20 protein-coding genes are annotated in these 21,650 nt (G+C 60.5%); 11 read left to right on the top strand and 9 right to left on the bottom strand.

Annotated elements, in window-relative coordinates; all coding sequences use genetic code 11:
- Positions 1 to 60 precede the first annotated feature (60 nt).
- The 4 genes from ACK3EW_RS17445 to ACK3EW_RS17430 all read left to right on the top strand — a co-directional run bounded on the left by ACK3EW_RS17445 (position 61) and on the right by ACK3EW_RS17430 (position 6,356).
- Complete coding sequence (locus ACK3EW_RS17445) at positions 61 to 849, top strand: uracil-DNA glycosylase (RefSeq protein ID WP_493807163.1); 789 nt, start codon at positions 61 to 63, stop codon at positions 847 to 849.
- A gap of 3 nt (positions 850 to 852) precedes the next feature.
- Positions 853 to 1,395, top strand: a complete 543-nt coding sequence (gene moaB, locus ACK3EW_RS17440; RefSeq protein ID WP_439120040.1) for a molybdenum cofactor biosynthesis protein B — start codon at positions 853 to 855, stop codon at positions 1,393 to 1,395.
- A 92-nt stretch (positions 1,396 to 1,487) separates the two neighbouring features.
- Positions 1,488 to 2,945, top strand: coding sequence for an efflux RND transporter periplasmic adaptor subunit (locus ACK3EW_RS17435; RefSeq protein WP_493807162.1), 1,458 nt, complete (start codon positions 1,488 to 1,490; stop codon positions 2,943 to 2,945).
- Between the two features lie 3 nt (positions 2,946 to 2,948).
- Entirely contained in the window at positions 2,949 to 6,356 is a 3,408-nt protein-coding gene (locus ACK3EW_RS17430; RefSeq protein WP_493807161.1) for an efflux RND transporter permease subunit, read from the top strand.
- 3 nt (positions 6,357 to 6,359) lie between these two features.
- Here the strand turns inward: ACK3EW_RS17430 and ACK3EW_RS17425 are convergent, their stop codons facing one another.
- A complete protein-coding gene (locus ACK3EW_RS17425; protein ID WP_493807160.1) occupies positions 6,360 to 7,181 on the bottom strand; it encodes a protein-disulfide reductase DsbD domain-containing protein in 822 nt (273 codons plus the stop codon).
- Between the two features lie 115 nt (positions 7,182 to 7,296).
- Between ACK3EW_RS17425 and ACK3EW_RS17420 the strand changes: the two genes are divergently transcribed.
- On the top strand, positions 7,297 to 7,872 hold the full coding sequence (locus ACK3EW_RS17420; protein WP_493807159.1) for a YqgE/AlgH family protein: 576 nt from the start codon (positions 7,297 to 7,299) through the stop codon (positions 7,870 to 7,872).
- A 97-nt stretch (positions 7,873 to 7,969) separates the two neighbouring features.
- Here ACK3EW_RS17420 and ACK3EW_RS17415 read toward each other — a convergent pair whose 3' ends face one another.
- Together ACK3EW_RS17415 and ACK3EW_RS17410 are read right to left on the bottom strand one after the other, a co-directional pair.
- The gene (locus tag ACK3EW_RS17415) at positions 7,970 to 9,016 is read right to left on the bottom strand and encodes an MBL fold metallo-hydrolase (protein WP_493807158.1); all 1,047 of its coding nucleotides are present in this window, start codon (positions 9,014 to 9,016) and stop codon (positions 7,970 to 7,972) included.
- A complete protein-coding gene (locus ACK3EW_RS17410) occupies positions 9,013 to 10,713 on the bottom strand; it encodes an acyl-CoA dehydrogenase (RefSeq protein WP_493807157.1) in 1,701 nt (566 codons plus the stop codon). Before ACK3EW_RS17410 ends, ACK3EW_RS17415 begins: the two co-directional genes overlap by 4 nt.
- Positions 10,714 to 10,891: 178 nt before the next feature.
- On the opposite strand from ACK3EW_RS17410, the gene ACK3EW_RS17405 reads away from it, so the two are divergent.
- A complete protein-coding gene (locus ACK3EW_RS17405; RefSeq protein WP_493807156.1) occupies positions 10,892 to 11,806 on the top strand; it encodes an L-threonylcarbamoyladenylate synthase in 915 nt (304 codons plus the stop codon).
- A 5-nt stretch (positions 11,807 to 11,811) separates the two neighbouring features.
- The gene (locus ACK3EW_RS17400; protein ID WP_493807155.1) at positions 11,812 to 13,029 is read left to right on the top strand and encodes an MFS transporter; all 1,218 of its coding nucleotides are present in this window, start codon (positions 11,812 to 11,814) and stop codon (positions 13,027 to 13,029) included.
- Here the strand turns inward: ACK3EW_RS17400 and ACK3EW_RS17395 are convergent.
- Complete coding sequence (locus tag ACK3EW_RS17395; protein WP_493807154.1) at positions 12,993 to 13,961, bottom strand: MBL fold metallo-hydrolase; 969 nt, start codon at positions 13,959 to 13,961, stop codon at positions 12,993 to 12,995. The genes ACK3EW_RS17400 and ACK3EW_RS17395 overlap by 37 nt on opposite strands.
- Before the next feature lie 271 nt (positions 13,962 to 14,232).
- On the opposite strand from ACK3EW_RS17395, the gene ACK3EW_RS17390 reads away from it, so the two are divergent.
- Positions 14,233 to 15,282, top strand: coding sequence for a TRAP transporter substrate-binding protein (locus tag ACK3EW_RS17390; protein WP_493807153.1), 1,050 nt, complete (start codon positions 14,233 to 14,235; stop codon positions 15,280 to 15,282).
- Positions 15,283 to 15,358: 76 nt separating this feature from the next.
- Here ACK3EW_RS17390 and ACK3EW_RS17385 read toward each other — a convergent pair whose 3' ends face one another.
- The 3 genes from ACK3EW_RS17385 to ACK3EW_RS17375 are packed head-to-tail and all read right to left on the bottom strand — an operon-like array spanning position 15,359 to position 17,325.
- Positions 15,359 to 15,532, bottom strand: coding sequence for a hypothetical protein (locus ACK3EW_RS17385; RefSeq protein WP_439120030.1), 174 nt, complete (start codon positions 15,530 to 15,532; stop codon positions 15,359 to 15,361).
- A gap of 12 nt (positions 15,533 to 15,544) precedes the next feature.
- On the bottom strand, positions 15,545 to 16,117 hold the full coding sequence (gene rsmD / locus ACK3EW_RS17380) for a 16S rRNA (guanine(966)-N(2))-methyltransferase RsmD (RefSeq protein WP_493807152.1): 573 nt from the start codon (positions 16,115 to 16,117) through the stop codon (positions 15,545 to 15,547).
- Positions 16,114 to 17,325 carry an NAD(P)/FAD-dependent oxidoreductase gene (locus ACK3EW_RS17375; RefSeq protein WP_493807151.1) on the bottom strand — a complete coding sequence of 404 codons (1,212 nt, stop codon included), beginning with the start codon at positions 17,323 to 17,325 and terminating at the stop codon, positions 16,114 to 16,116. The genes rsmD and ACK3EW_RS17375 overlap by 4 nt, the downstream gene beginning before the upstream one ends.
- 94 nt (positions 17,326 to 17,419) lie before the next feature.
- On the opposite strand from ACK3EW_RS17375, the gene ACK3EW_RS17370 reads away from it, so the two are divergent.
- Entirely contained in the window at positions 17,420 to 17,908 is a 489-nt protein-coding gene (locus ACK3EW_RS17370) for a peroxiredoxin (RefSeq protein WP_085632437.1), read from the top strand.
- A 64-nt stretch (positions 17,909 to 17,972) separates the two neighbouring features.
- On the opposite strand, the gene ACK3EW_RS17365 is transcribed toward ACK3EW_RS17370, so the two are convergent.
- Both ACK3EW_RS17365 and mutY read right to left on the bottom strand, forming a co-directional pair.
- A complete protein-coding gene (locus ACK3EW_RS17365) occupies positions 17,973 to 19,115 on the bottom strand; it encodes an alkane 1-monooxygenase (protein ID WP_493807150.1) in 1,143 nt (380 codons plus the stop codon).
- A gap of 76 nt (positions 19,116 to 19,191) precedes the next feature.
- Complete coding sequence (gene mutY / locus ACK3EW_RS17360) at positions 19,192 to 20,247, bottom strand: A/G-specific adenine glycosylase (RefSeq protein WP_493807149.1); 1,056 nt, start codon at positions 20,245 to 20,247, stop codon at positions 19,192 to 19,194.
- An 82-nt stretch (positions 20,248 to 20,329) separates the two neighbouring features.
- Here mutY and ACK3EW_RS17355 point away from each other — a divergent pair, with 82 nt between their 5' ends.
- Both ACK3EW_RS17355 and ACK3EW_RS17350 read left to right on the top strand, forming a co-directional pair.
- Complete coding sequence (locus ACK3EW_RS17355; RefSeq protein WP_085632388.1) at positions 20,330 to 20,842, top strand: DUF721 domain-containing protein; 513 nt, start codon at positions 20,330 to 20,332, stop codon at positions 20,840 to 20,842.
- 32 nt (positions 20,843 to 20,874) lie between these two features.
- On the top strand, positions 20,875 to 21,558 hold the full coding sequence (locus tag ACK3EW_RS17350; RefSeq protein ID WP_493807148.1) for a DsbA family protein: 684 nt from the start codon (positions 20,875 to 20,877) through the stop codon (positions 21,556 to 21,558).
- Positions 21,559 to 21,650 lie beyond the last annotated feature (92 nt).

Genomic DNA, 21,650 nt, shown 5'->3' with positions numbered 1-21,650 from the left:
ACCAAGAGCGGCGGTGTAACGCCGCTTTTGTCGGCCTGTCGCTCAGGCTAGGTTGCAGTCATGGATTCGCAAATAGACTGGCATGCTGCGCGTGCTGCCCTTGAATGGCAGCTTGAGATGGGTGTGACCGAGACAATCTCGGAAACGCCCATCAATCGCTTTGAACAGGTTGCGCCGCCACCGAAAGCGGGTGTCGGTTCTGGCGTTGCCGCGCCCTCTGTACCGGTTCACGCGGTGCCAGAGGTTGATCCGGTAGCCGAGGCCGAAGCAGCAGCGCGCGCGGCACCTGACCTTGCCGCACTGCAGGCAGCCATGGCCGAATACCCGCATTGCGAACTGCGCAAAGGGGCGCGCAATCTGGTCTTTTGTGACGGCGTTGCGGGCGCGCGCGTGATGATTATCGGCGAAGCGCCGGGGCGTGACGAAGACCGCATCGGCAAACCCTTTGTCGGTCGCGCTGGGCAATTGCTGGACAAAATGCTGGCCGCGATCAATCTGGGCCGAGACCGTGACGGCGAACAGGCAGTCTACATCACCAATGTCTTGCCGTGGCGTCCGCCGCAGAACCGCGATCCGAAACCCGATGAAATGGCCATGATGCTGCCGTTCCTCAAGCGGCATATCGCGCTTGCCAAACCCGATGTTCTGGTGGTCATGGGCAATATCTCGTGCCAGGCGCTGCTTGGCAAACGTGGTATCACGCGCCTCCGCGGCCAGTGGGATGAGGCCGAGGGCCTACCTGTCATCCCGATGTTCCATCCAGCCTACCTTTTGCGCAACCCGTCCGCCAAGCGTGAGGCTTGGGCCGATCTGCTCGACCTGAATGCGCGACTGACCAAGAAAGCCTGATCCATGAGCCGTATTGATGAATCCAAAGACTTCCTGCCCATCCGTATCGCCGTTCTGACGGTCAGTGATACGCGGTCACTTGACGAAGATCGCTCTGGCGACACGCTGGTCGGGCGGATCGAAGGTGCAGGGCATATCGTGGCGGACCGCAAGATCATCCAAGACGAGCGTGATCAGATCGCAGACCAGCTCCGCGCATGGTGCGATCAACCCGATATCGACGTTGTCATTTCCACAGGTGGCACAGGTTTGACTGGTCGTGATGTAACGGTCGAGGCGCATCGCGATGTCTATGAAAAAGAGATCGACGCTTTCGGCACCGTGTTCACGATGGTGTCGTTCCAGAAAATCGGCACAAGCGCCATTCAAAGCCGTGCAACGGGCGGTGTGCGCAATGGAACATACCTCTTTGCGCTGCCCGGCAGCCCCGGCGCCTGCAAGGATGCGTGGGACGAAATTCTGAGCCTGCAACTCGATTACCGGCACCGGCCTTGTAACTTTGTCGAGATTTTACCGCGATTGGACGAGCATCTGCGACGGAAATAGCAATTCTCTTCGTGTAACGAAGAGATGTGTTATTGGAAAACATTCAGTTCTGGCTACCTGTTAGGCAGAATGGATAATGAGGATTGTCGTTTATGCGGTTTCTGCGCCGTAGCCTGACCGGGCTTTTTCTACTTTCGCTGACGCTTGGGCTTTTGGCGTACGCCGGAGTTCAAGTGCGCGATGCGGTGCAAGAGCGGATGGCGCAAGAACCGCGCAGCTTTCCGCAGCGTGAACGTGTGTTTGCGGTCAATATCGTGCCCGCGAACTTCGAAACGGTCACACCGGTTCTGACAGCCTTTGGTCAGATCGACAGTGTGCGGACTTTGGAACTGCGCGCGGCGGTTGGCGGACGTGTTCTTGAAATCGCGCCCGAGTTCATTGAAGGCGGATCCGTCACCGAAGGCCAAATGCTGGTGCGGATTGATCCGACCGATGCCGAAGCGGTGTTGCAGCGGGTTGAAAGCGATATCCTCGATGCCGAGGCCGAAAAGCGCGAGGCGGAACGCGCAATCATTCTCGCACGCGATGAACTCGTCGCCGCCGATGAACAAGCGACGCTGCGAGAACGCGCTTATCAGCGGCAGGTCGATTTGCAGGATCGCGGCGTCGGAACTGCAGCGGCAGTCGAAGTCGCTGAACTTGCAGCAGCGCAGGCGCGGCAGGCGGTTCTGTCTCGCAGACAAGCCGTCGCACAGGCAGAGGCACGCATTGATCAGGCAACAACACGCCTGTCCCGTGCCGTCATAGCCGCGGCCGAAGCCCAGCGGCGGCTGGATGACACGCTGATCACGGCGGATTTCTCGGGCACCTTGGCGGATGTGTCGGTGGTGCAGGGGCGACTGGTGTCGTCGAACGAACAACTTGCCCGCCTGATAGACGCGGACGCGCTCGAAGTGGCGTTTCGGGTCTCGACCCAACAATTCGCACGTTTGCTGGATGAAAGCGGGCAACTGACGCAGTCGGATGTCACTGTAATTCTGGACGTCTTCGGCACCAACCTGACTGCGACCGGCACGCTCAGCCGCGCCGGCGCTGCCGTGGGCGATGGCCAGACCGGGCGGCAATTGTTTGCCACTTTGAACAGCGCACCGGGTTTCCGTCCCGGAGACTTCGTGACGGTGCAGATTGATGAGCCGCCATTGGAGAATGTGGCGCGTCTGCCTGCATCTTCATTGAACGCGGCGAACGAGGTGCTGGTGATCGCCGGGGAAGATCGGCTAGAGGTCGTTTCCGTAAACCTGCTGCGCCGTCAGGGCGATGATGTTCTGGTGCGCGCACGGGGTTTGGAAGGGCGCGAGGTTGTGGCCGAACGGACCCCGCTTCTCGGCGCTGGTATCAAGGTGCGCCCATTGCGCGAGGCTGGACAGGCTGCGCCAGAAGAGCCTGAAATGGTCGAACTCACCGAAGAACGCCGCGCGCGTTTGACCGCTTTTGTGCAGTCCAACACGCGGATGCCGGAAGAGGCCCGCCAGCGCATTCTGCAACAGCTCTCCCAAGGTGCCGTGCCTGCGCAGGTCGTCGAACGAATCGAATCCCGGATGGGGGGCTAAGCCATGGTGCGGGTTCTGTCAGGCAAGGCCGGGGGCATCCTCAGCTATTTTGTGCGCCACCGGACGGTCGCAAACCTTCTGCTGATCTTGTTGCTTGCGGCGGGTGCTGTGTCGATCCCGAATATGCGCGCGCAGTTCTTTCCGGATGTGATCGTCGACGATGTCGATGTCTCGGTTGTGTGGGACGGGGCAGGGGCCGAAGACGTGGACCGGGGCATTGTGCAGGTGCTGGAACCCGCCGTGCTCTCCGTCGAAGGTGTTGAAAGTTCGGAAGCGACGTCGCGCGAAGGACGTGCCAGCATCCGGCTGGAATTCGAACCCGGCTGGGACATGTCACGCGCCGCTGACGATGTGCAGACCGCGATTGACGCGGTGTCCACTTTGCCCGCCGATGCCGAAGACCCGGTGGTCCGTCGCGGCACATGGCGGGACCGGGTCACCGACCTGGTCATCACGGGCCCCGTGGGCGTTGACCAACTGGCACGATTTGCCGATGAACTGAGCGCCCGGCTGTTCGCCGAAGGGGTTACCCGCACCACCATTCGGGGCCTTTCTGCTCCGCGTACCGTGATCGAAGTGCCGTCGGCCAACTTGATCGCGTTTGATATCTCCATGCGGCAGATCGCCGAAGCAATTGCTCAAGAAGTCGATGCCGATCCAGCGGGCGACGTCGGCAATGCCAACACCCGCGTCCGCACTGGTGTCGAAAAGCGCAGCGCCGAACAAATCGCGGATATTGTGCTGCGGTCAAACCCTGATGGATCAAACCTCACCGTAGGGGATGTGGGCACGATCATTATCGAAGGTATTGATCGCGAACGCAGCTACTTCGTTGGCGAAAACCCTGCGATCTCCATTCGCGTCGACCGCAGCGATCAAGGCGACGCGATTGCGATTCAGCGCAAAGTCGAAGAGGTTGCGACCGAATTCGAAGCCTCTTTGCCCGCTGGTGTGACCGTCGACCTTATCCGCACGCGCGCCGAAGCGATTACCGGGCGTCTCGACATCCTGCTTGATAATGGTCTGACGGGTCTTGGACTGGTGGTCTTGTTGCTGTTCCTGTTCCTGAATGCGCGTACAGCCTTTTGGGTGGCCGCAGGCATTCCTGCAGCGATGATGGCGGCGATTGCGTTGATGTATGCGGGTGGGATCACCATCAACATGATCTCGCTTTTTGCGCTGATCATCACGTTGGGCATCGTCGTGGATGATGCCATTGTCGTGGGCGAACATGCCGATCATCTCGCCCGCTCTGGCCTGTCTCCGGTCGAGGCGGCGGAACGGGCTGCGCAGCGTATGGCGCTGCCAGTATTTGCTGCAACGCTGACCACGATCATTGCGTTTTTTGGTCTCGTGGCGATTGGTGGTCGATTTGGCGATCTGATAGCCGACATTCCCTTTACCGTGATCGCTGTTCTGGCTGCGTCTTTGGTAGAATGCTTCCTCATTCTGCCGAACCACATGGCCCACGCCATCGCCCACAGTGCCAAGGAACACTGGTACGACATCCCGTCCCGCGTGGTGAACCGAGGCTTCCGCTGGATGCGTGAAACGATGTTCCGTCCCTTCATGGCGTTGGTCATTCAGGCGCGTTATGCGGTGTTGGCGGGTGCTGTGGTGCTGCTGGCCTCTCAGGCAGCGCTGTTCATCCGGGGCGATGTGCAATGGCGATTTTTCAACTCGCCGGAACAAAGCTCTGTCACTGGCAATTTCGCCATGGCGCCCGGTGCCACCCGCGAAGACACGTTCGAAATGATGCGTATCTTCCAGAGATCGGTCGAAGATGTCGCGAAAAGCTTTGAAGACCGGCATGGCGTCAATCCGATTGACTACGTGATCGCCGAAGTCGGCGGCAATGCCGGGCGCGGCATCGCCGGGGCTGACACCAAGGACGCGGATCAGTTGGGCGGCATCTCGATTGAATTGATAGACGCCGATCTTCGCCCTTTCTCCAGCCGCGCGTTCGTGACCGAATTGCAGGACAGCGTGCCGCGCCACCCGATGGTGGAAACCATCAGCTTTCGAAGCTGGGGCAGCGGACCTCAAAGCGATGCTTTGGATGTGCAATTCTATGGCGCCAGTGCCGACACGCTCAAGGCCGCGTCCGAGGATCTGAAAACCGCGCTGCTTCAGTATCCCGAAGTGTCGGCTGTCGAAGACACCCTTGCCTATGACAAAGAAGAACTGATCCTCGAACTCACGCCGCAAGGGCAGGCGTTGGGCTTTACCATCGACGGTCTGGGCAGCGTTCTGCGCGCGCGTCTTGGTGGCGTCGAAGCGGCGACCTATCCCGACGGCCCTCGCAGCGCCGAGATTCGCGTGGAACTGCCCATCGGTGAACTAACAGCGGATTTTCTTGAACGGACCCAAATGCGCACGCCTGAGGGCGCGTATGTGCAGTTGGCCGATATTGTCAGCGTCGAACGCCGCACTGGGTTTTCAACCGTTCGCCGCGAGAACGGCATCCGTTTGATTTCCGTCACGGGGGACATCTCCGAAGACGATCCGGCGCGAGCAAATGACATCATGTTGGCGCTTGAGACAGAGATCCTGCCCACCATCGCCAGCGAACGTCAGGTGGACTACCGCTTGTCGGGCCTCAGCGAGCAAGAAGGCGATTTCCTGAACGACGCGCGTACGGGCCTGATCCTGTCATTGCTTGCGATCTACCTCGTGTTGTCATGGGTGTTCGCAAGCTGGACGCGCCCCTTGGTGGTTATGTCCGTGATCCCGTTTGGTCTGGTCGGCACGATCTATGGGCACGCCGCATGGGACGTCCCGCTGAGCATGTTTACCGTGGTCGGTCTCTTGGGGATGACCGGGATCATCATCAACGATTCCATCGTTCTGGTGACGACGATCGACGAAAAGGCACAGGACCGTGGCTTGATCCCGTCGATCATTGACGGTGCTGCAGACCGACTGCGCCCGGTTTTCCTAACTACGGCGACCACGGTTCTTGGACTTGTGCCTTTGCTCTACGAACAATCCAGCCAAGCGCAATTCCTGAAACCGACGGTGATCACCCTCGTTTATGGGCTGGGGTTCGGGATGTTCCTCGTGCTGCTCATCGTGCCGTCGCTGATTGCCATTCAGAACGACATCGGCCGTCTAACCCAGACCGCCCGGCGTGGCTTGCGGTTCCGACAGGGCGGTATCCGCGTGGTTTTGGGCACCGCATCAGCGTTGATTGTGGCGTGGCTGGGCGCAACGATGGGGGCTTTTGCCCTGACCGGCGCGCTGCCTGAGACACTTCGATCGGCACTGGCGGACACGCCTTTGGCCGGAGACCTGACACTTGCACGAAGCCTTGGTTTCTTCTTGGGTGGAGCCGCAGTGATCTGCCTTACGGTTTACCTGCTCTCTGCTGTCGCGCTTGTGGTCGCTCGGATGCGCAGCCGCTCGGCCTGACGCTCAGGACGTACACCCAAGGATATCGACGGCGCGGGCAGTTCCGATCACGGTAAACCGCAGGTCCGAGCGGTTCAAAGCAAAGCTGCCCCCTTCGACGTGAACAAGGCGCGTGCTGGCGTGCAGAATACCGTCATCGCGGCGACTGTCGGGCTCCGCAACCCAGACATGCGGGTTTCCAGCCTCGACCACGACATATTCCGTGCCTCCGGCCGATGGCATGTCGATGCGTGCATGCAGCACCAGCGCGCCGTCCGCCCCCGGTTCGATTGAGCAGGTCACACCGCGCACTCCGGCCTCGGATGCAGTATAGGGTCGGTTCGTGAGGGCCGCCGCAATCATCGGGTCTGGCAGTGTGACATTGGGCGGCAAGGTCGCAGTGAACCGCAGATTGGCCGGGATGCAGATGTCCTTGCAGATGCCGATTTGCATCTCACCGGACAGATGCATGTTTTGGTCAGTGTTTTGCGCGGTCATTTGCAGCGGGATCACCACTTCGGACTTGTAGCCGACTGATCGCATCCCCTGTTCAAAGAACACCATAGGTGTCGGCCACTTGGCCGAGATCGCGTGGATGTTCTTCGAACCACTCCAGTCGAATTGTGGAGGAATCCCCACATCGCCCGGAGCACGCCAATAGGTCTTCCACCCCGGTTCCAGCACAATGTGCAGGGCGGCCATATGTGTGCCGTCAGCCATCCGCCAACCCGGACGCAGTTCGACAAGGGACAGGCCCGTCGTGTCCGAGGCCGCGGAAACCGTCGGAGTAACGAGGCCAAAAGCCACGGCCACAACTGTCATGAGGGTACGAAGAAAATGCGTCATACATTAGCAGATGGCGGTTTTCCGCCGCGATGAAAAGTCACAAACGGGCGATCCGTCGTGTGCAGGGCGTGTCTGTGCTCTTGCAACCCCACGCATCGCTGTCCATGTTCTCTTGGTGAGCCAGAAAACATCCATCACAGACCTGACCGGGCAAATGCTGATCGCGATGCCGGGGATGCCTGATCCCCGGTTTGAGCACAGCTTGATTTACCTGTGCGCCCACTCCTCGGACGGCGCGATGGGGTTGATCATCAACAAGCCCTCCGCCGAGATGAGTTTTGAAACGCTTGTCGACCAGCTGCCGATCGAAAACACGGGCAACCTTTCCGAAATACGCGTACATTTCGGCGGCCCCGTCGAAGTGGGCCGCGGTTTTGTTCTGCATTCGCCGGATTTCCAATCCGACATGACGACGTTGCAGGTGGATGACGCATTTGCGATGACTGCCACGCTTGACGTTCTGGAAAGCATCGCGCAGGGCTCAGGCCCAGACAAACGCCTGATCGTTCTGGGCTACGCTGGATGGGGACCGGGACAGCTTGAACGTGAAATCGCTCAGAATGGCTGGCTGGTTTGCGAGGCCGACAGTGAGTTGGTGTTCGACACTGTGGATACCGAAAAGTGGGAAGCCGCGCTGGGCCGTCTTGGCATTTCACCGCTGGTCCTGTCGTCGGCGGGCGGACGCGCCTAAGAGGCGCGTGCCGGCGGTGAAACCTCCGGCAAGGGCGCTGCCCCTCGTCCCGGACTGTCTTCGGGCCTTGCCCCGAGGCATTTGTAAAACGAAAAGCTCAGGGCTGGGTCTGAAACACCCACGCGCCCGCGTCATTCAAATGGCGAGTGGCCCGCCCTTCATGCCAAAGGTGCTGGCAATGCGCCATCGCCTCGACCAGAGCCAAGCCATATTCGCCGTCACCGATGGTCCGCTTGAACAAGGGCGCAAAACAATCCCCTGCCGATTTCGGCGTGTCCAGATGCGCTTCGAGCCGACGCAAGGCGCCGTGGTGGTTTTCGATCAACTGGTGCAGACGCAGCGGCAGCCCCGTGAAAGGCAGTTTGTGCCCTCCCAGAACCAGATGATCATCCCGCGCGATGGTGGACAGGCGTTCGCAGGATTCCAGCCAATCCGCGACAGGGTCAGCTTCGGGTTCAGTCGCGTAGACCCCGATATTCGAACTGATTGACGGTAGGATCTGATCGCCCGCAAGGATCAGGTTGTCATCCCGCGACCAGAACGTGGCGTGTTCGGGCGCATGCCCATTGCCGATATGAATGTCCCACGTCCGCCCACCGGCGCTGATCGTATCGCCCTGCTGAATGCGGGTGTAGCCCAGCGGCAAAGGGTCAACGCAATCGGCAAAATTGAACGGGCGTTCCGTTTGGCGTTTATCCAGAACATCGGATGCCATCCCGCAGCGGGTCCAGAAAGTAAGGGTTTCCGCGCTGGGCACCGGCTGTTCGTCAAGCTGCAGCATTCGCGCCATCAGCCATGAGGTGCGCGTCGTGATCAGGTCAGCGCCATGTTTGGACTTCAACCAACCTGCCAGCCCGACATGGTCTGGGTGATGGTGTGTCACGATCACGCGGTGAACCGGTTTGCCCCGCAGCGGACCCTCCAGCAGCCGCGCCCAGATCGCCTTGCCGCGTTTTGATGCAAAACCCGTGTCGACAATGGTCCAGCCGTCGCCATCGTCCAACGCATAGACATTGACGTGATCGAGCTTCATCGGAAGCGGCAGGCGAATCCAGAGAATGCCCTCAGCAACCTCTGTGGCGGTGCCTTCTTCTGGTGGTGTGTCCCAAGGGTAGCGAATTCCGCCTGTGCTTCGATCTTTCATGCGGCAAGATCATCCATGCTCAAGGCATAGAGGTCATCAGCGCCCTGCCGCGCATGGGTCAGCAGACCGACATGTTCGGGCAACAGGCTGTGGATATAGAAGGTGGCCAAACGTTCGTGTTTGCCACCCCGATCTGCGCGCGCGGCCTTGAGGTGGAAATGTGCACCAAGCACCCGGGCAAAGCCCCGCAGATAGGGCACCGACCCGGCGAAACGGTCCTGCGCGCCATGCGCGACCATCCACTCGGTTGTTTCTCGTAGCGTTTCACAAGCCTGCCAGACGGCCTCTGCCAACTCTGGTAACGCCGTGCGCGCCGCTTCGGCATCGGCCTCCATCTCGTCGAGCAGGCGATAGGCGGCTTCGCCCCCATCCATCAGCTTGCGGCCGACCAGGTCCATCGACTGGATGCCGTTGGTGCCTTCGTAAATCGCGGTCACACGCACATCGCGGGAATACTGCGCCGCGCCGGTTTCTTCGATGAATCCCATACCGCCATGCACCTGCACGCCAAGTTCCGCTACGTCAATCCCCGTATCGGTTCCGAACGCCTTGGTGATCGGGGTCAGAAGTGCCGCGCGTGTGGACCAATCGGCGTGTCCGGTGGCGGTTTCCATGTCGATTGCGACCGCATTGGCAAGTGCGATGGCGCGGGCGGCAAAGGTGTCGGCCTTCATCGTCGCCAGCATGCGGCGGACATCGGCATGGTCGGTGATCGTATTATGCTCGGTCCGGCCCTGCTTGCGGCCTTCGGCATAGGCCAGCGCGTGCTGATATGCTCCGTCAGCCACGCCAATGCCCTGCACACCCACACCAAGACGCGCGTTGTTCATCATGGTGAACATGGCACGCATACCATCGTTTTCTTGGCCAATCAGCCACCCGGTCGCGCCGTCATACTGCATCACGGCGGTTGGGCTGCCATGCAGACCCATCTTGTGCTCCAAGCTCACCACCTTGAGGCTATTGGCCACTCCGGGAACACCGTTTTCATCCGGAAGGCGCTTGGGCACGAGGAACAGGCTGATCCCTTTGGTGCCCGGGACCGCGTCTGGAAGGCGGGCCAGAACCAGATGGCATACGTTCTCGGTGATGTCGTTGTCGCCCCACGAGATGTAGATCTTCTGTCCCGTGATCGCATAGGTGCCGTCGCCCTTGGGTTCGGCCTTTGTGGTGAGGGCGCCCACGTCGCTCCCGGCTTGGGGCTCGGTCAGATTCATCGTGCCCATCCATTCGCCGGAAATCAGCTTGGGCAGATACAGGTCCTTGATGTCATCGCTGGCGTGATGCTCCAACGCCTCGATCTGGCCTTGCGTCATCAAAGGCGCCAGTTGCAGCGAAAGGCACGCCGCGCTCATCATTTCATTGACCGCAGTCGTCATAGCCATGGGCAGACCCATCCCGCCGTACTTCGGATCAGCCGCAATCGCGATCCACCCACCGTCTGCGATGGCGCGGTAGCCCTCGGCATATCCCGGCGACGTGCGCACGATACCGTTCTCGAGCTGTGCTGGATGCAGATCGCCTGCACGCTGAAGCGGCGACAGGATGTCTTCACACAGCTTTCCCGCTTCGCTCAGGACGGCCTCTACAGTTTCGGGCGTCGCTTCGGCAAACCGTTCTGTTGCGGCAACCTGGCCAAAGCCGACCACATGGTCGAACAGGAAACGGATTTCGGAAACAGGGGCGCGGTACGACATAGTCAACTTTCCTCGGGCGTCAGGACTTAAGTTCTGTGGCTTGGCAATTGCGAGCTGGATCGCTAAGCAACCGACAGCTTTTGATGCGACCCTGACGAATGCGGCCCACCCCATCAACAAGAACGCGGCGTCATAACTCATGAACACCACCTCGCCTGATATGTTGCCTGATACCCAAATGGGCCACGCCGCAGCCGCTGCTGTTCTTCGATCGGGTGGGTTGGTCGCCTTCCCGACCGAGACGGTATACGGATTGGGCGCGGATGCTTGCGACGATCACGCTGTAGCACAGATTTTCGAGGCCAAGGGCCGACCCAGCTTCAATCCGCTGATCGTGCACTTTGCCGATCTCGACATGCTCAAACAGCACGTCCACTGGACCCCAGAGGCAGAGCTTCTGGCGCAGACCTATTGGCCCGGCCCGTTGACACTGGTGCTGCGCAAACAGTCGGACAGTCCGATCTCGCCATTGGTGTCCGCGGGTCTAGACACAATTGCGGTGCGCCTTCCCGCCCACGCTTCTGCGCGCGCCGTGCTGCGAGCTTTTGGTGGCGGCGTTGCGGCCCCTTCGGCCAACAGGTCTGGTCAGATCAGCCCCACGCTGGCGCGCCATGTGACCGACAGCCTTGGCGCGCGAGTCGCTGCAATTCTCGATGGTGGGCCGTGCAAGGTCGGTGTCGAATCGACCATTGTCGGTCTCACCGACAAACCCGTCCTGCTGCGCCCCGGAGGCATCACCGAACAGGAACTGGCACAGACACTCGGTCGCCACCTTGCCGTGCGCCACAAGGCCGATGCGATCTCGGCCCCGGGTCAGCTGATGTCCCACTACGCGCCTACAGCGCTGGTGCGCCTCAACGCGACCGAATGGGAGCCGGGCGAAATTCGCCTTGGGTTCGGCGATGTGGACTGCGACCTCAACCTGTCAGAAGCCGAGGATTTGGTCGAGGCAGCGGCGCACCTGTTTGACTATCTGCACCGCCTCGATGCGATGGGCGGCGGTACAATCGCAGTCTCGCCTATTCCACACGAAGGGCTAGGTATCGCGATCAACGACCGCCTCAGCCGCGCCGCAGCACCGCGCGAAGGATAATCCGAATGACATCGCAGCCCGACACTACCCGACTGCCCGTCGGCATCCTTGCCCTTTTGTCGGCCTGCAATTTCGTGATCGGCATGGGCGCTTTCGTGGTGATCGGCATGGTGCCGCTTTTGGCCTCCGACCTTGATGTCAGCACAGCTGCAGCCGGAGGGGCAATGACCGCCTATGCGCTGGCCTATGCAGTCCTGTCTCCGATCCTGGTATCCGTCACCGGTCGGATTGGCCGACGCCGTGTGATCGCCGCTGGAATGGCGATCTTTGCATTGGGCGCATTGCTTTCCGCCCTCGCGCCGAACGTGACGGTCCTCTACATCGCCCGCGCTTTGGCCGCCGCTGGCGCAGGCGTGGTCACCCCTGTGGGCGCTGCGGTGGTCATGGCGTTGGCGGCACCTGCCGCGCAGGGCAAGGCCATCTCGGCCTTCTATTTCGGTCTGACGTTGTCTCAGGTGATTGGCGTCCCTGCAGGAGGCTGGATCGCCTATACCTTTGGCTGGCGCATGGCCTTCTGGATGGTCCTCGCGCTCGCGATCCTGTCGGCAATCCTGATCTGGGTCCGAGTGCCTGCTGGCCTGCGCTTTACGCCGGTGTCGCTCTCTGATCTGGGCCGCGCGCTGAAAGATGGGCTGATCATGGGCGCGGTGCTGTTCACCGCAACCTTCCTTGGTGCAATCTACATCCTCTTCACCTATCTCGCGCCGCTTCTCGAACAGACGATGGGCTTTGGCCGTGACGGGATCACGCTTGTCCTTCTGGTGTTCGGCGCAGGTGCAGTGGTGGGCAATCTGCTGGGCGGGTTTCTCACCGACCGCCTAGGGTCCGTTGCATCGCTGGTGCTGCTCTGTCTGGGTCAGATCATCTTAATGCCGGTCTTCTCTGGCCTGCCGCTGGCCCCGTGGATGGTGCTGGTGCTGGCCTTCGTCTGGTCCGCCTTTGGCTGGTCCTTCATGGCACCGCAACAGGTCCGCCTCATGCAGCTTGCCCCGAACCTCGTGGGCGTCGTGCTCGCGCTCAACGCTGCCGCGATCTATGTTGGCACTGCGTCAGGCTCCGCTTTGGGCGGCCTCGTACAAACCGTCGGTGACCTCACATGGCTGGGCGCCGCAGCAGGGGTCGCGGCGCTTGGCGCGCTGGGTCACCTTCTGTGGTCCCACCGCGCCGCCAATCTCCGCGCGGCCCGTCAGTCGAACTTCCAAAGCGCCGGAACAAAGCTGTAGGCATCGCCGTCGCGCATCACATGTCCGACACCGGGGAACGGGAAGTGATACCCCAGAACCGCCATCCGATCCGTCGCAGCCATATCCAAGAGCCGCTTGCGCGTGGCCACGGTCTGATCGCCGTCCGCATCGAAATTGTTGTACCATTCGGGATGCGCAAAGTTGGTGTAGGCGTGGCTCATCGCATCGCCCAAAGCGATCAATTGCTGCCCGCCGCTTTCCACGACCACAGCCATATGGCCGGGCGTGTGACCGGGCGTGTCGATCACCCGCACGCCGGGCACGACTTCGAACCCGTCCGACATCAGCTCCCACTCGGCACCATCGACATTGATCGAATTCTGCGCACCTACAACGAATTGCTGCATCTCGGCAGGCACCTGCGACGCCAACCCGTCCTGCATCCAGTAATCATGCTCGGTTTCGCCAAGGTAATAGGCGGCGTCCGGAATGATCGCTTCGTCGAAATCGTCGCGGACGCCCCAGATGTGATCCGGATGCGCATGAGTGATGACCACGTGCGTGATGCCAGAGGCATCAATCCCCGCCGCATCCAGATTGCCCCAAAGCCGCCCGGCGGTGTCCATGAACCGGTTACCCGACCCCACATCGACCAGAACGGTGTTGCCGCCGATCTCGACGATCAGGTGGTTGGTGTGCGAGGTGTTGGTCTCGGTCGACAGGTAATGCGCCGCCAGAAACGCCTGCACCTCGGCTGGGTCTGCATTCACGCCCAACCCATTGGTCGGCAGGCTTAGGTAGCCGTCAGAGACAATCGTGATTTTGGCCTCACCCATGGTGAAGCGGAAATAGGCTGGGTTGCCGCCCTCGGGGCCTCCCAATTCGGCCAGCGCCTGCGCGCCCGGAAGCGCAAAAGCGGGCATCGCGGCGGCGGTTTTCAGGAATGACCGACGTGTGGGGCGCAATAACATGGTGTCTCCTCCCAGAGATAAATTCAAATTTGTGAATAACATTACTGTCCGCCACGCTGCAATTCTGATTTTTAGCCATACCGCTATGGGGGGAGAATTAATTCTAATTCCCCCATATCGGGAACTTGGCCAATCACGCCAAAGACTTGATGCTCAATCCAATGGTGCACCACGTTGCGAGTGATTTGCAACTTCCGCAGGGGCAGCATAGATACCCCCTGCGCTGCAGTGCAGCAGCGTTTGGACATAGCTTCATACAGGAGGCGCGGACATGACCTTTCTCAAGACAGCCGCTCTCGCCGCCATGCTTGGCATCACCGCAACCGCTGGTATCGCGCAGGAGGTTACCCTCCGATTCCAGCACTTTGTCTCGCCCAATTCGGCAAACCCGAAATACTTCCTCGATCCTTGGGTGCAAAAGGTCGAAGCGGAATCGAACGGTCGGATCAAGATCGAGATCTACCCGTTCATGCAGCTTGGCGGCAAAGCCACCGCGCAATATGACCTAATCCGCGATGGTGTGATCGACGGCGGCTGGGTGATCCCCGGTTATACGCCGGGCCGTTTCCCCGAAGCCGAGGCGCTGGAACTGCCCTTCATGGTCACCAAAAGCGCTGAAGAAGCCTCGCGCGCGGCGTGGGAATTCACGCAAAAACACCTGATGGACGATTTCGCCGATGTCCACCTGATCGCGGCGCACATGCACGGCCCCGGCATCGTGCACAAGAAAGGTGCGGCCATCGAAGACCTGAGCGATTTCGCAGGTCTCAAACTGCGCGGGCCATCGCGCCCGGCGACTCTGCTGCTCGACAAGCTGGGGGCTGAACCCATCGGCTTGCCCGTGCCGCAATTCCCCGAGGCGCTGTCCAAAGGCGTGGTTGATGGTGGTGTGATCACATGGGAGATGTCGCCCTCTCTCAAGCTTGATGAGCTGACGGATAGCCACACCGATGTGGCAGGGGACAAGTCGCTCTACAACCTCTACTTCATCTGGGCGATGAACACCGACAGCTACAACGCGCTGCCCGATGATCTGAAGGCTGTGATCGACGCCAACTCAGGTCTGGAGACGTCTGCGATGGCGGGCCGGGCCCATGACACAGGTGATCGTGACGGATTTGTCGTGATGGAAGACGCCGGCAACGAGATCGCGACGCTCAGTGAAGAGGTCACCGCACAGATCGTAGCGCTGGGCGATGAGGTCACACAAGACTGGATCGCCGAGATGGCCGAACGTGGCCTGGATGGCGCGCAACTGGTCGAAGATGCCCGCGCAGCCGTCGAGGCGACTCGCGGCGCGGCGACCGGGACGGACGGGTAAAGCGCCTACAGTGCCAAGAGCGGCGCGGCATCGATGCCGCGTCGTTTTGCGTCGACGCAAAACCACCCGCGCGGGATCAGTTCTCCCGGTCCCAACGCTTCCAAAGAAGCGACAAAAGCGTTTCTCCGGCCAAAGGCGTGGTGCAATCGGCCATCAACACCGGCCCACTTCGCCGGGGTGAGGATGTTTCGGTCTGCGCGCGCATCTCCAGCACACGCAACTCTTCAAGGGTCGGGCTGTAGAAATCCATGTGCCGACCGTATCACAGGTCAGCCATTCCCTCAAATCGCAACACGGTCACATGCGTGTCGCCATAGCGCCGTGCATCCAGCCGGGTGAACCCCTCGGGCGCGATCTGCGGCGCGTTCTCTTCCCAGACGACCAGCGCCCCCTCGGCCAGCCAACCGCCTTTCACCGCAGCCGCTAGCGCCTTGTCCCCAAGCCCCTTGCCGTAAGGCGGATCAAGAAACACCAGCGTGGCCCGCTCCGTGTCACAAGCCGGCAGCCGCGTGGTATCCCGCGTGATCACCCGCCCCGTTTCGCAGCGCAACAGCTGGAGGTTCTCCTTGATCAGAGACTGCGCCTTGCGCCCGTCATCGACAAACACCGCCGACACCGCCCCGCGCGACAGCGCCTCCAGACCCAGCGCTCCGGTCCCTGCAAAGAGGTCGAGCACATGGGCCCCCTCGAACGGATCTCCGAACCGCCCGCCTGCCAGCATGTTGAACAGGCTTTCGCGTACCCGGTCCGTCGTGGGCCTCAGATGCGCACCGGGATCGCCCTTGCCCACATTGGCCAGCGCACGCCCGCGCCATGTGCCCGCGATGATCCTCACGCCTTGAGCAGCGCCTTGAGGTCGGTGGCGGGATCGCTCACCGCTTCGGGGGCAGGAGACTTGCCGCTCTCGATCAGCCGCTTGCCCACCATATAGGCGCGCGGATCATTCATCGCGTCGATGGCCAACAACTGGTCGCCCGCGTAGTACCAGAACGACACTACTCCGTCTTCACCATGTCGCGTGACGATCCGGTCATACCCGGTGCTCAGCCCTGCGATCTGAAGCTTGACGTCATACTGGTCAGACCAGAACCACGGCTTAGCCTCATAGGCCCGACCCTCCCCCAGAATATTGTCTGCCACACATTCCGCTTGGTCGATGGCGTTGCCCACACTTTCAAGCCGCATCTGCTGACCGTTCAACGGGAACGAGGCGCAATCCCCCGCCGCCCAGATGTGCGGGTCCGACGTGCGTCCTTGCGCGTCCGTCGCGATGCCGTTGTCGATCTCGACACTGGCCATCTCGGCCAGTTGCGTGTTCGGAGCAATCCCCACACCCACCAGCACGAAATCCACCTCGACAGTGCTGCCATCGCTTAGCACAGCGCCGGTCACCCGACCCTCCGCGCCGGTCAGATGATCAAGCCCGACGCCTTCGCGAATATCCACACCATGTTTGCTGTGTACCTGCCGGAAATAATCCGAGGTTTCAGGGGCTGCGACTCGTTGCAAGATGCGGTCGGCCATCTCGACCAGTGTCACGCTCAGTCCTAGCTTGGTCGCCACGGCCGCCGCCTCAAGCCCGATATAACCACCCCCCACAATCAGCACCCGCGCGCCCTTGGCAAAGCGTGGCGCCATTGCGTCCACGTCTTGCAACCCGCGTACGACCATTACCCCGTCGAGATCCCCGCCAATAGCGGCAGGCAAGCGGCGCGGGGTTGAGCCGGTGGTCAGGACCAGATCGTCATAATGCAGCACGTCATCGCCCACAGTCAGTGTCTGCGCTGCAGGATCAATCGCTGTCACCGGGGTGCCAAGCTTCAACGTGATCTCCTGTTCCACATAGAAACTCTCGGGCCGCAAATACAGCCGGTCTCGCTCCATCTCGCCCAGCAAGTAGGCCTTGGACAGGGGCGGGCGCTGATACGGCGGAAACGGCTCTTCGCCGATCAAAGTTATTTGGCCGTCGAACCCTTTGGCACGCAATCGGGCAACACAGGATGCCCCGGCTTGCCCGGCGCCGACTACAATTACATGCTTCATCGCTAAACCTTTTTCCGCCCTGCCATTGGTCTGGTTGCGCGCGACCCTATATGGCAGAGCATCGAGAATGCAATTCATCAACGAGGGACCGACGATGACAATCGCACAGGGTGATACACTTCCGGACGCAACACTTGTGAAAATGGGGGCTGACGGCCCTGAGGCCGTGGCGTTGGCCAACCATGCCAAAGGCAAGAAAGTTGTGATCTTCGCCGTACCCGGCGCGTTCACACCGACCTGCCATTCAGCGCATGTGCCCAGCTTCATCCGCACCAAGGATCAGTTCGCCGCAAAAGGCGTGGACGAGATCATCTGCGTGTCGGTCAACGACCCGTTCGTGATGAAGGCCTGGGGCGAGGCCACCGGCGCCACTGAGGCCGGAATCACCATGCTGGGCGATGCGGAAAGCGCCTTCACCAAGGCCATTGGCATGGATTTTGACGCCCCACCCGCTGGCTTGATCGCCCGCTCCAAGCGGTATGCGATGCTGGTCGAAGACGGCAAAGTCACCAAGCTGCATGTCGAGGAAAGCCCCGGCGTCTGCGAAGTGTCCGGTGGCGAGGCGTTGCTCGCCGAGCTTTGAACTGCGCGGCAATCCTTCGAAGGATTGCCGAAAACTCTTCGAAGAGTTTTGGCCCGGTGCCGGATTACAGTCCGTGCCGGGCCTTGTTGTATGCAGACCAGTCGTCGATCTCGGGATAGTACCTCTTGCGCCATGCAGTGACGCGGGGGTTCATCATCGCCCGCCATTTGCGCGGGAACAGTGCGAAGAAGGTCATCACCGGATAGCCATAGGGCAATTGCGGCGCCTCGTCCTCTTCATAGGTCTGCAATAGAGGAAAGCGCCGATCCGGTTTGTAGTGATGATCGGAGTGTCGTTGCAGGTTGATCAGAAACCAGTTCGACGCCTTGTGTGATGCGTTCCAGCTGTGACGCGGCTTGACATGCTCGTACTTGCCGTCGCCAAGATATTTTCGCGTCAGTCCGTAATGCTCGACATAGTTCACGACCTCCAATTGGAAGATCGCCGACACGGCTTGTAGCACGAAGATCAGCACCCCGAGCCAGCCGCCGAGCCCAAAGGCCAGCAAGAGGAACGCGGCCTGAAGCCCCCAGTAGCGCCAGAACGGATTGCTGGCATGCCACCACGGCAGGGTCTTGCGGGCCAGCATGTCGCGTTCGGCGCGAAACGAGGACAGCAAACATCCCTTGAGTACACGCGGATAAAACCGCCAGAGGCTTTCGTTGTAGCGTGCTGTGACCGGATCGCGAGGGGTTCCGACATGGCGGTGATGCACCAGCAGGTGTTCGGACCGAAAATGCCCATAAAGCGCCATGCACATCAGGATGTCGCCCAGCCAGCGTTCCAGCCTGTTGCGCTGGTGCATGAGTTCATGCGCGTAGACGATGCCGACGCTGCCCGACAGAACGCCCACACCTACGGTCACCATATAGATTTCCAGCGGGTTCAGATGCTCGGTACGGGGGATGTACCAGATCAGGCCAAAGATCATCAGGAACTGAAGCGGTGGCCAGATCAGCGTGATCATTCGGTGCCAGTAGAGTGCGCTGTCTTTGGTCTGTGGATCAAGATTGTTGGCATCAAGGCCCAAGGCGGCATCAAGCGTGGCGAAGACGCCCCATGCAGCGATGATGGGCACCACCACCCAAATGCCTCCGACAAGCGCTGCGGATAGCACAAGTGGGATCATGAACAGCGAAAGCCAGAACGGCAGGGCCGCCTTCAAGGGAAGGCGGTCTGAGGACGTATGCAGAGTGCTGTCAGACATGGGGGCCAATATGTTTCCAGACATCATTCACACTAACGGCAGAACCGCCGTCGACCAATATTGACGTGACGTTGCGTTATTTGCCCAGTGTCAACGCATGCGCCTTGCGCATCACCGTCGGCAGGTCGTTCGGGTCAAATGTGTCTGGTTCGATGAACATGCCGCGTGCAGGGGCCCGGTCCATTGGCACTAGCGCAGTTTTCACCGTGAGCCGCAGATGGAAATGCGTGAAGGTGTGCCGCGCCTCTTCAGGAAGGGTGCGCCATTCGGCACGGATTGGCGGGTCTTCGGTTGGAGCATCGCCCCAATCGCTGCCGGGCCAGCCCAGCATGCCGCCCAGCAGGCCGCTGTCCGGGCGTTGTTCCAAAAGCCATGCGCCATCGATCCGGCGGGCAAGGTAGGCAATGCCGAACCGGGTGGGTTTGCGCTTTTTCGGTGATTTCTTGGGCAACTCCTTGGCGGTGCCCGCGTCCCATGCCGCGCAGGATTTGCGCCACGGGCAAAGACCGCATGCGGGGTTGCGCGGGGTGCAGATGGTGGCCCCCAGATCCATCACCGCTTGGGCATAGCACCCGGGACGTGTCTGCGGTGTCAGCGCCGAGGCGTATTGCATCAGGACAGGTTTCGCAGCGGGAAGCGGCGTGTGATCATCATAAAGCCGCGCCATCACCCGTTCGACATTTCCATCCAGCACAGTTTCCGGCAGGTCAAACGCGATTGAGGCGATGGCGGCAGCGGTGTAGGGGCCGATCCCCGGAAGCGCGATCAAGCCGTCATAGGTGTTGGGAAACACGCCTGCATGATCGTGATGCACGACGCGCGCGCATTTGAGCAGGTTGCGTGCGCGCGCGTAGTACCCAAGCCCGGCCCATGCGGCCATCACATCGGCATCTTCTGCCCGTGCCAGATCGCTGACCGTGGGCCAGCGAGTGGTGAACGCCTCGAAATAGCTTTTGACGGCGGCAACAGTGGTCTGTTGCAGCATGATTTCGGACATCCACACGCGGTAGGGATCAGGCCACATGCCTTGGGCGCGTGCCTTGGGTCCGACGCGCCACGGCATCTGGCGGGCGTGCCTGTCGTACCATTCAAGCAGCAGGGAGGGATCGGGCGGATCACGCAGGTCTGACATACCTTTGATTTCGGCTCTCATTTGTGGGGTGGTTGCAACGGCGCAGCACCACTAGAATAGCGTTCGGACAAGGGAGTCAAACATGGCGCCGCGCAACAGTCAGACACATGGCTTCAAACGCACTTCGAGCCTCTTGCAGACACAGATCCGCAAGACCTCGGAAACGCGTGGCTTTGCGCAATCGCGGTTGTTGACCCACTGGGCCGAGATCGCGGGTGACGACATCGCGGCGATCAGCCGACCTGTCGAAGTGCGCTATGGGCGGAGCGGCTTTGGGGCGACGCTTACGCTTTTGACCACCGGAGCCAACGCGCCCATCCTTGAGATGCAGAAAGAAAAGCTGCGCGAAAAGGTCAACGCGGTTTACGGATATAACGCGATTTCCAAGGTGCGAATCACGCAGACGGCGGCGACCGGGTTTTCCGAAGGTCAGGTGAGCTTTGATCACCGCCCCAAATCGGCGCAGGATGACACGCCTGCTGCGATTCTACCGGAAGCCCAGAAGATGGCTGGGGGCGTTCAGGACGACGGTTTGCGCGCGGCGCTGGAACGTCTGGCCACGAACGTCTATTCAAAAACTCAAAATCGGACCTAGGTCCTACGGCAAACAGAGCAAAGGGTTTCGCAATGAAACAACGGTTGATGACGATTGCACTAGCAACGGCCCTCGTGGCGGGCGCTGGATGGTGGGTCGCCGGAACGACGGGCCAAGCGCCGACGATCAACGGGCAAGCCATCGCGCTGCCGGGTGCAGCCAATGCACAGGAAAGCGCTGCGGCTGATGTCACCATTCAGGAAATGGTTCTTGGCGCCGAAGATGCGCCGGTCGAAATCATCGAATACGCGTCTTACACCTGTCCGCATTGCGCGACGTTCCACAAGGGCGTCTTCAAGGATTTGAAGGCCGATTACATCGACACCGGCAAGGTCAAGTTCACCTACCGCGAGGTGTATTTCGACCGTTACGGCCTTTGGGGGTCGCTGGTCGCCCGCTGTGGTGGTGAAGACCGCTTTTTCGGCATTACCGAAATGATCTATGACACGCAGGGCGAATGGAGCCGTGCAGGTTCGGAAGCGGCGATTGCAGACGAGCTGCGCAAGATCGGTCGGATCGCTGGGCTGGAAAATGACCAGCTTGAGGCGTGTTTGAGCAATGGTGACAAGGCGCGTGGGCTGATTGAGTGGTATCAAGCCAACGCCGAAGAGCACGGAATCAGCTCGACACCGTCTTTCGTGATCAACGGGACGACTTATTCCAACATGAGCTATGGTGAATTCCAGGAAATCATCGACGAGAAAGTTGGCGGCTAAACGTCAAACATCACGCGTTGAAAGGCCGGTTCGATGGACCGGCCTTTTTAGTTTCTGCGTTGTGTTTGAGAATAGGTCCGATCCGGCCCAAA

Source organism: Marivita sp. NO-S04 (assembly GCF_059070475.1).
Note: the sequence above shows the minus strand (reverse complement) of the source record. Positions and strands in the feature narration are given on the sequence as shown.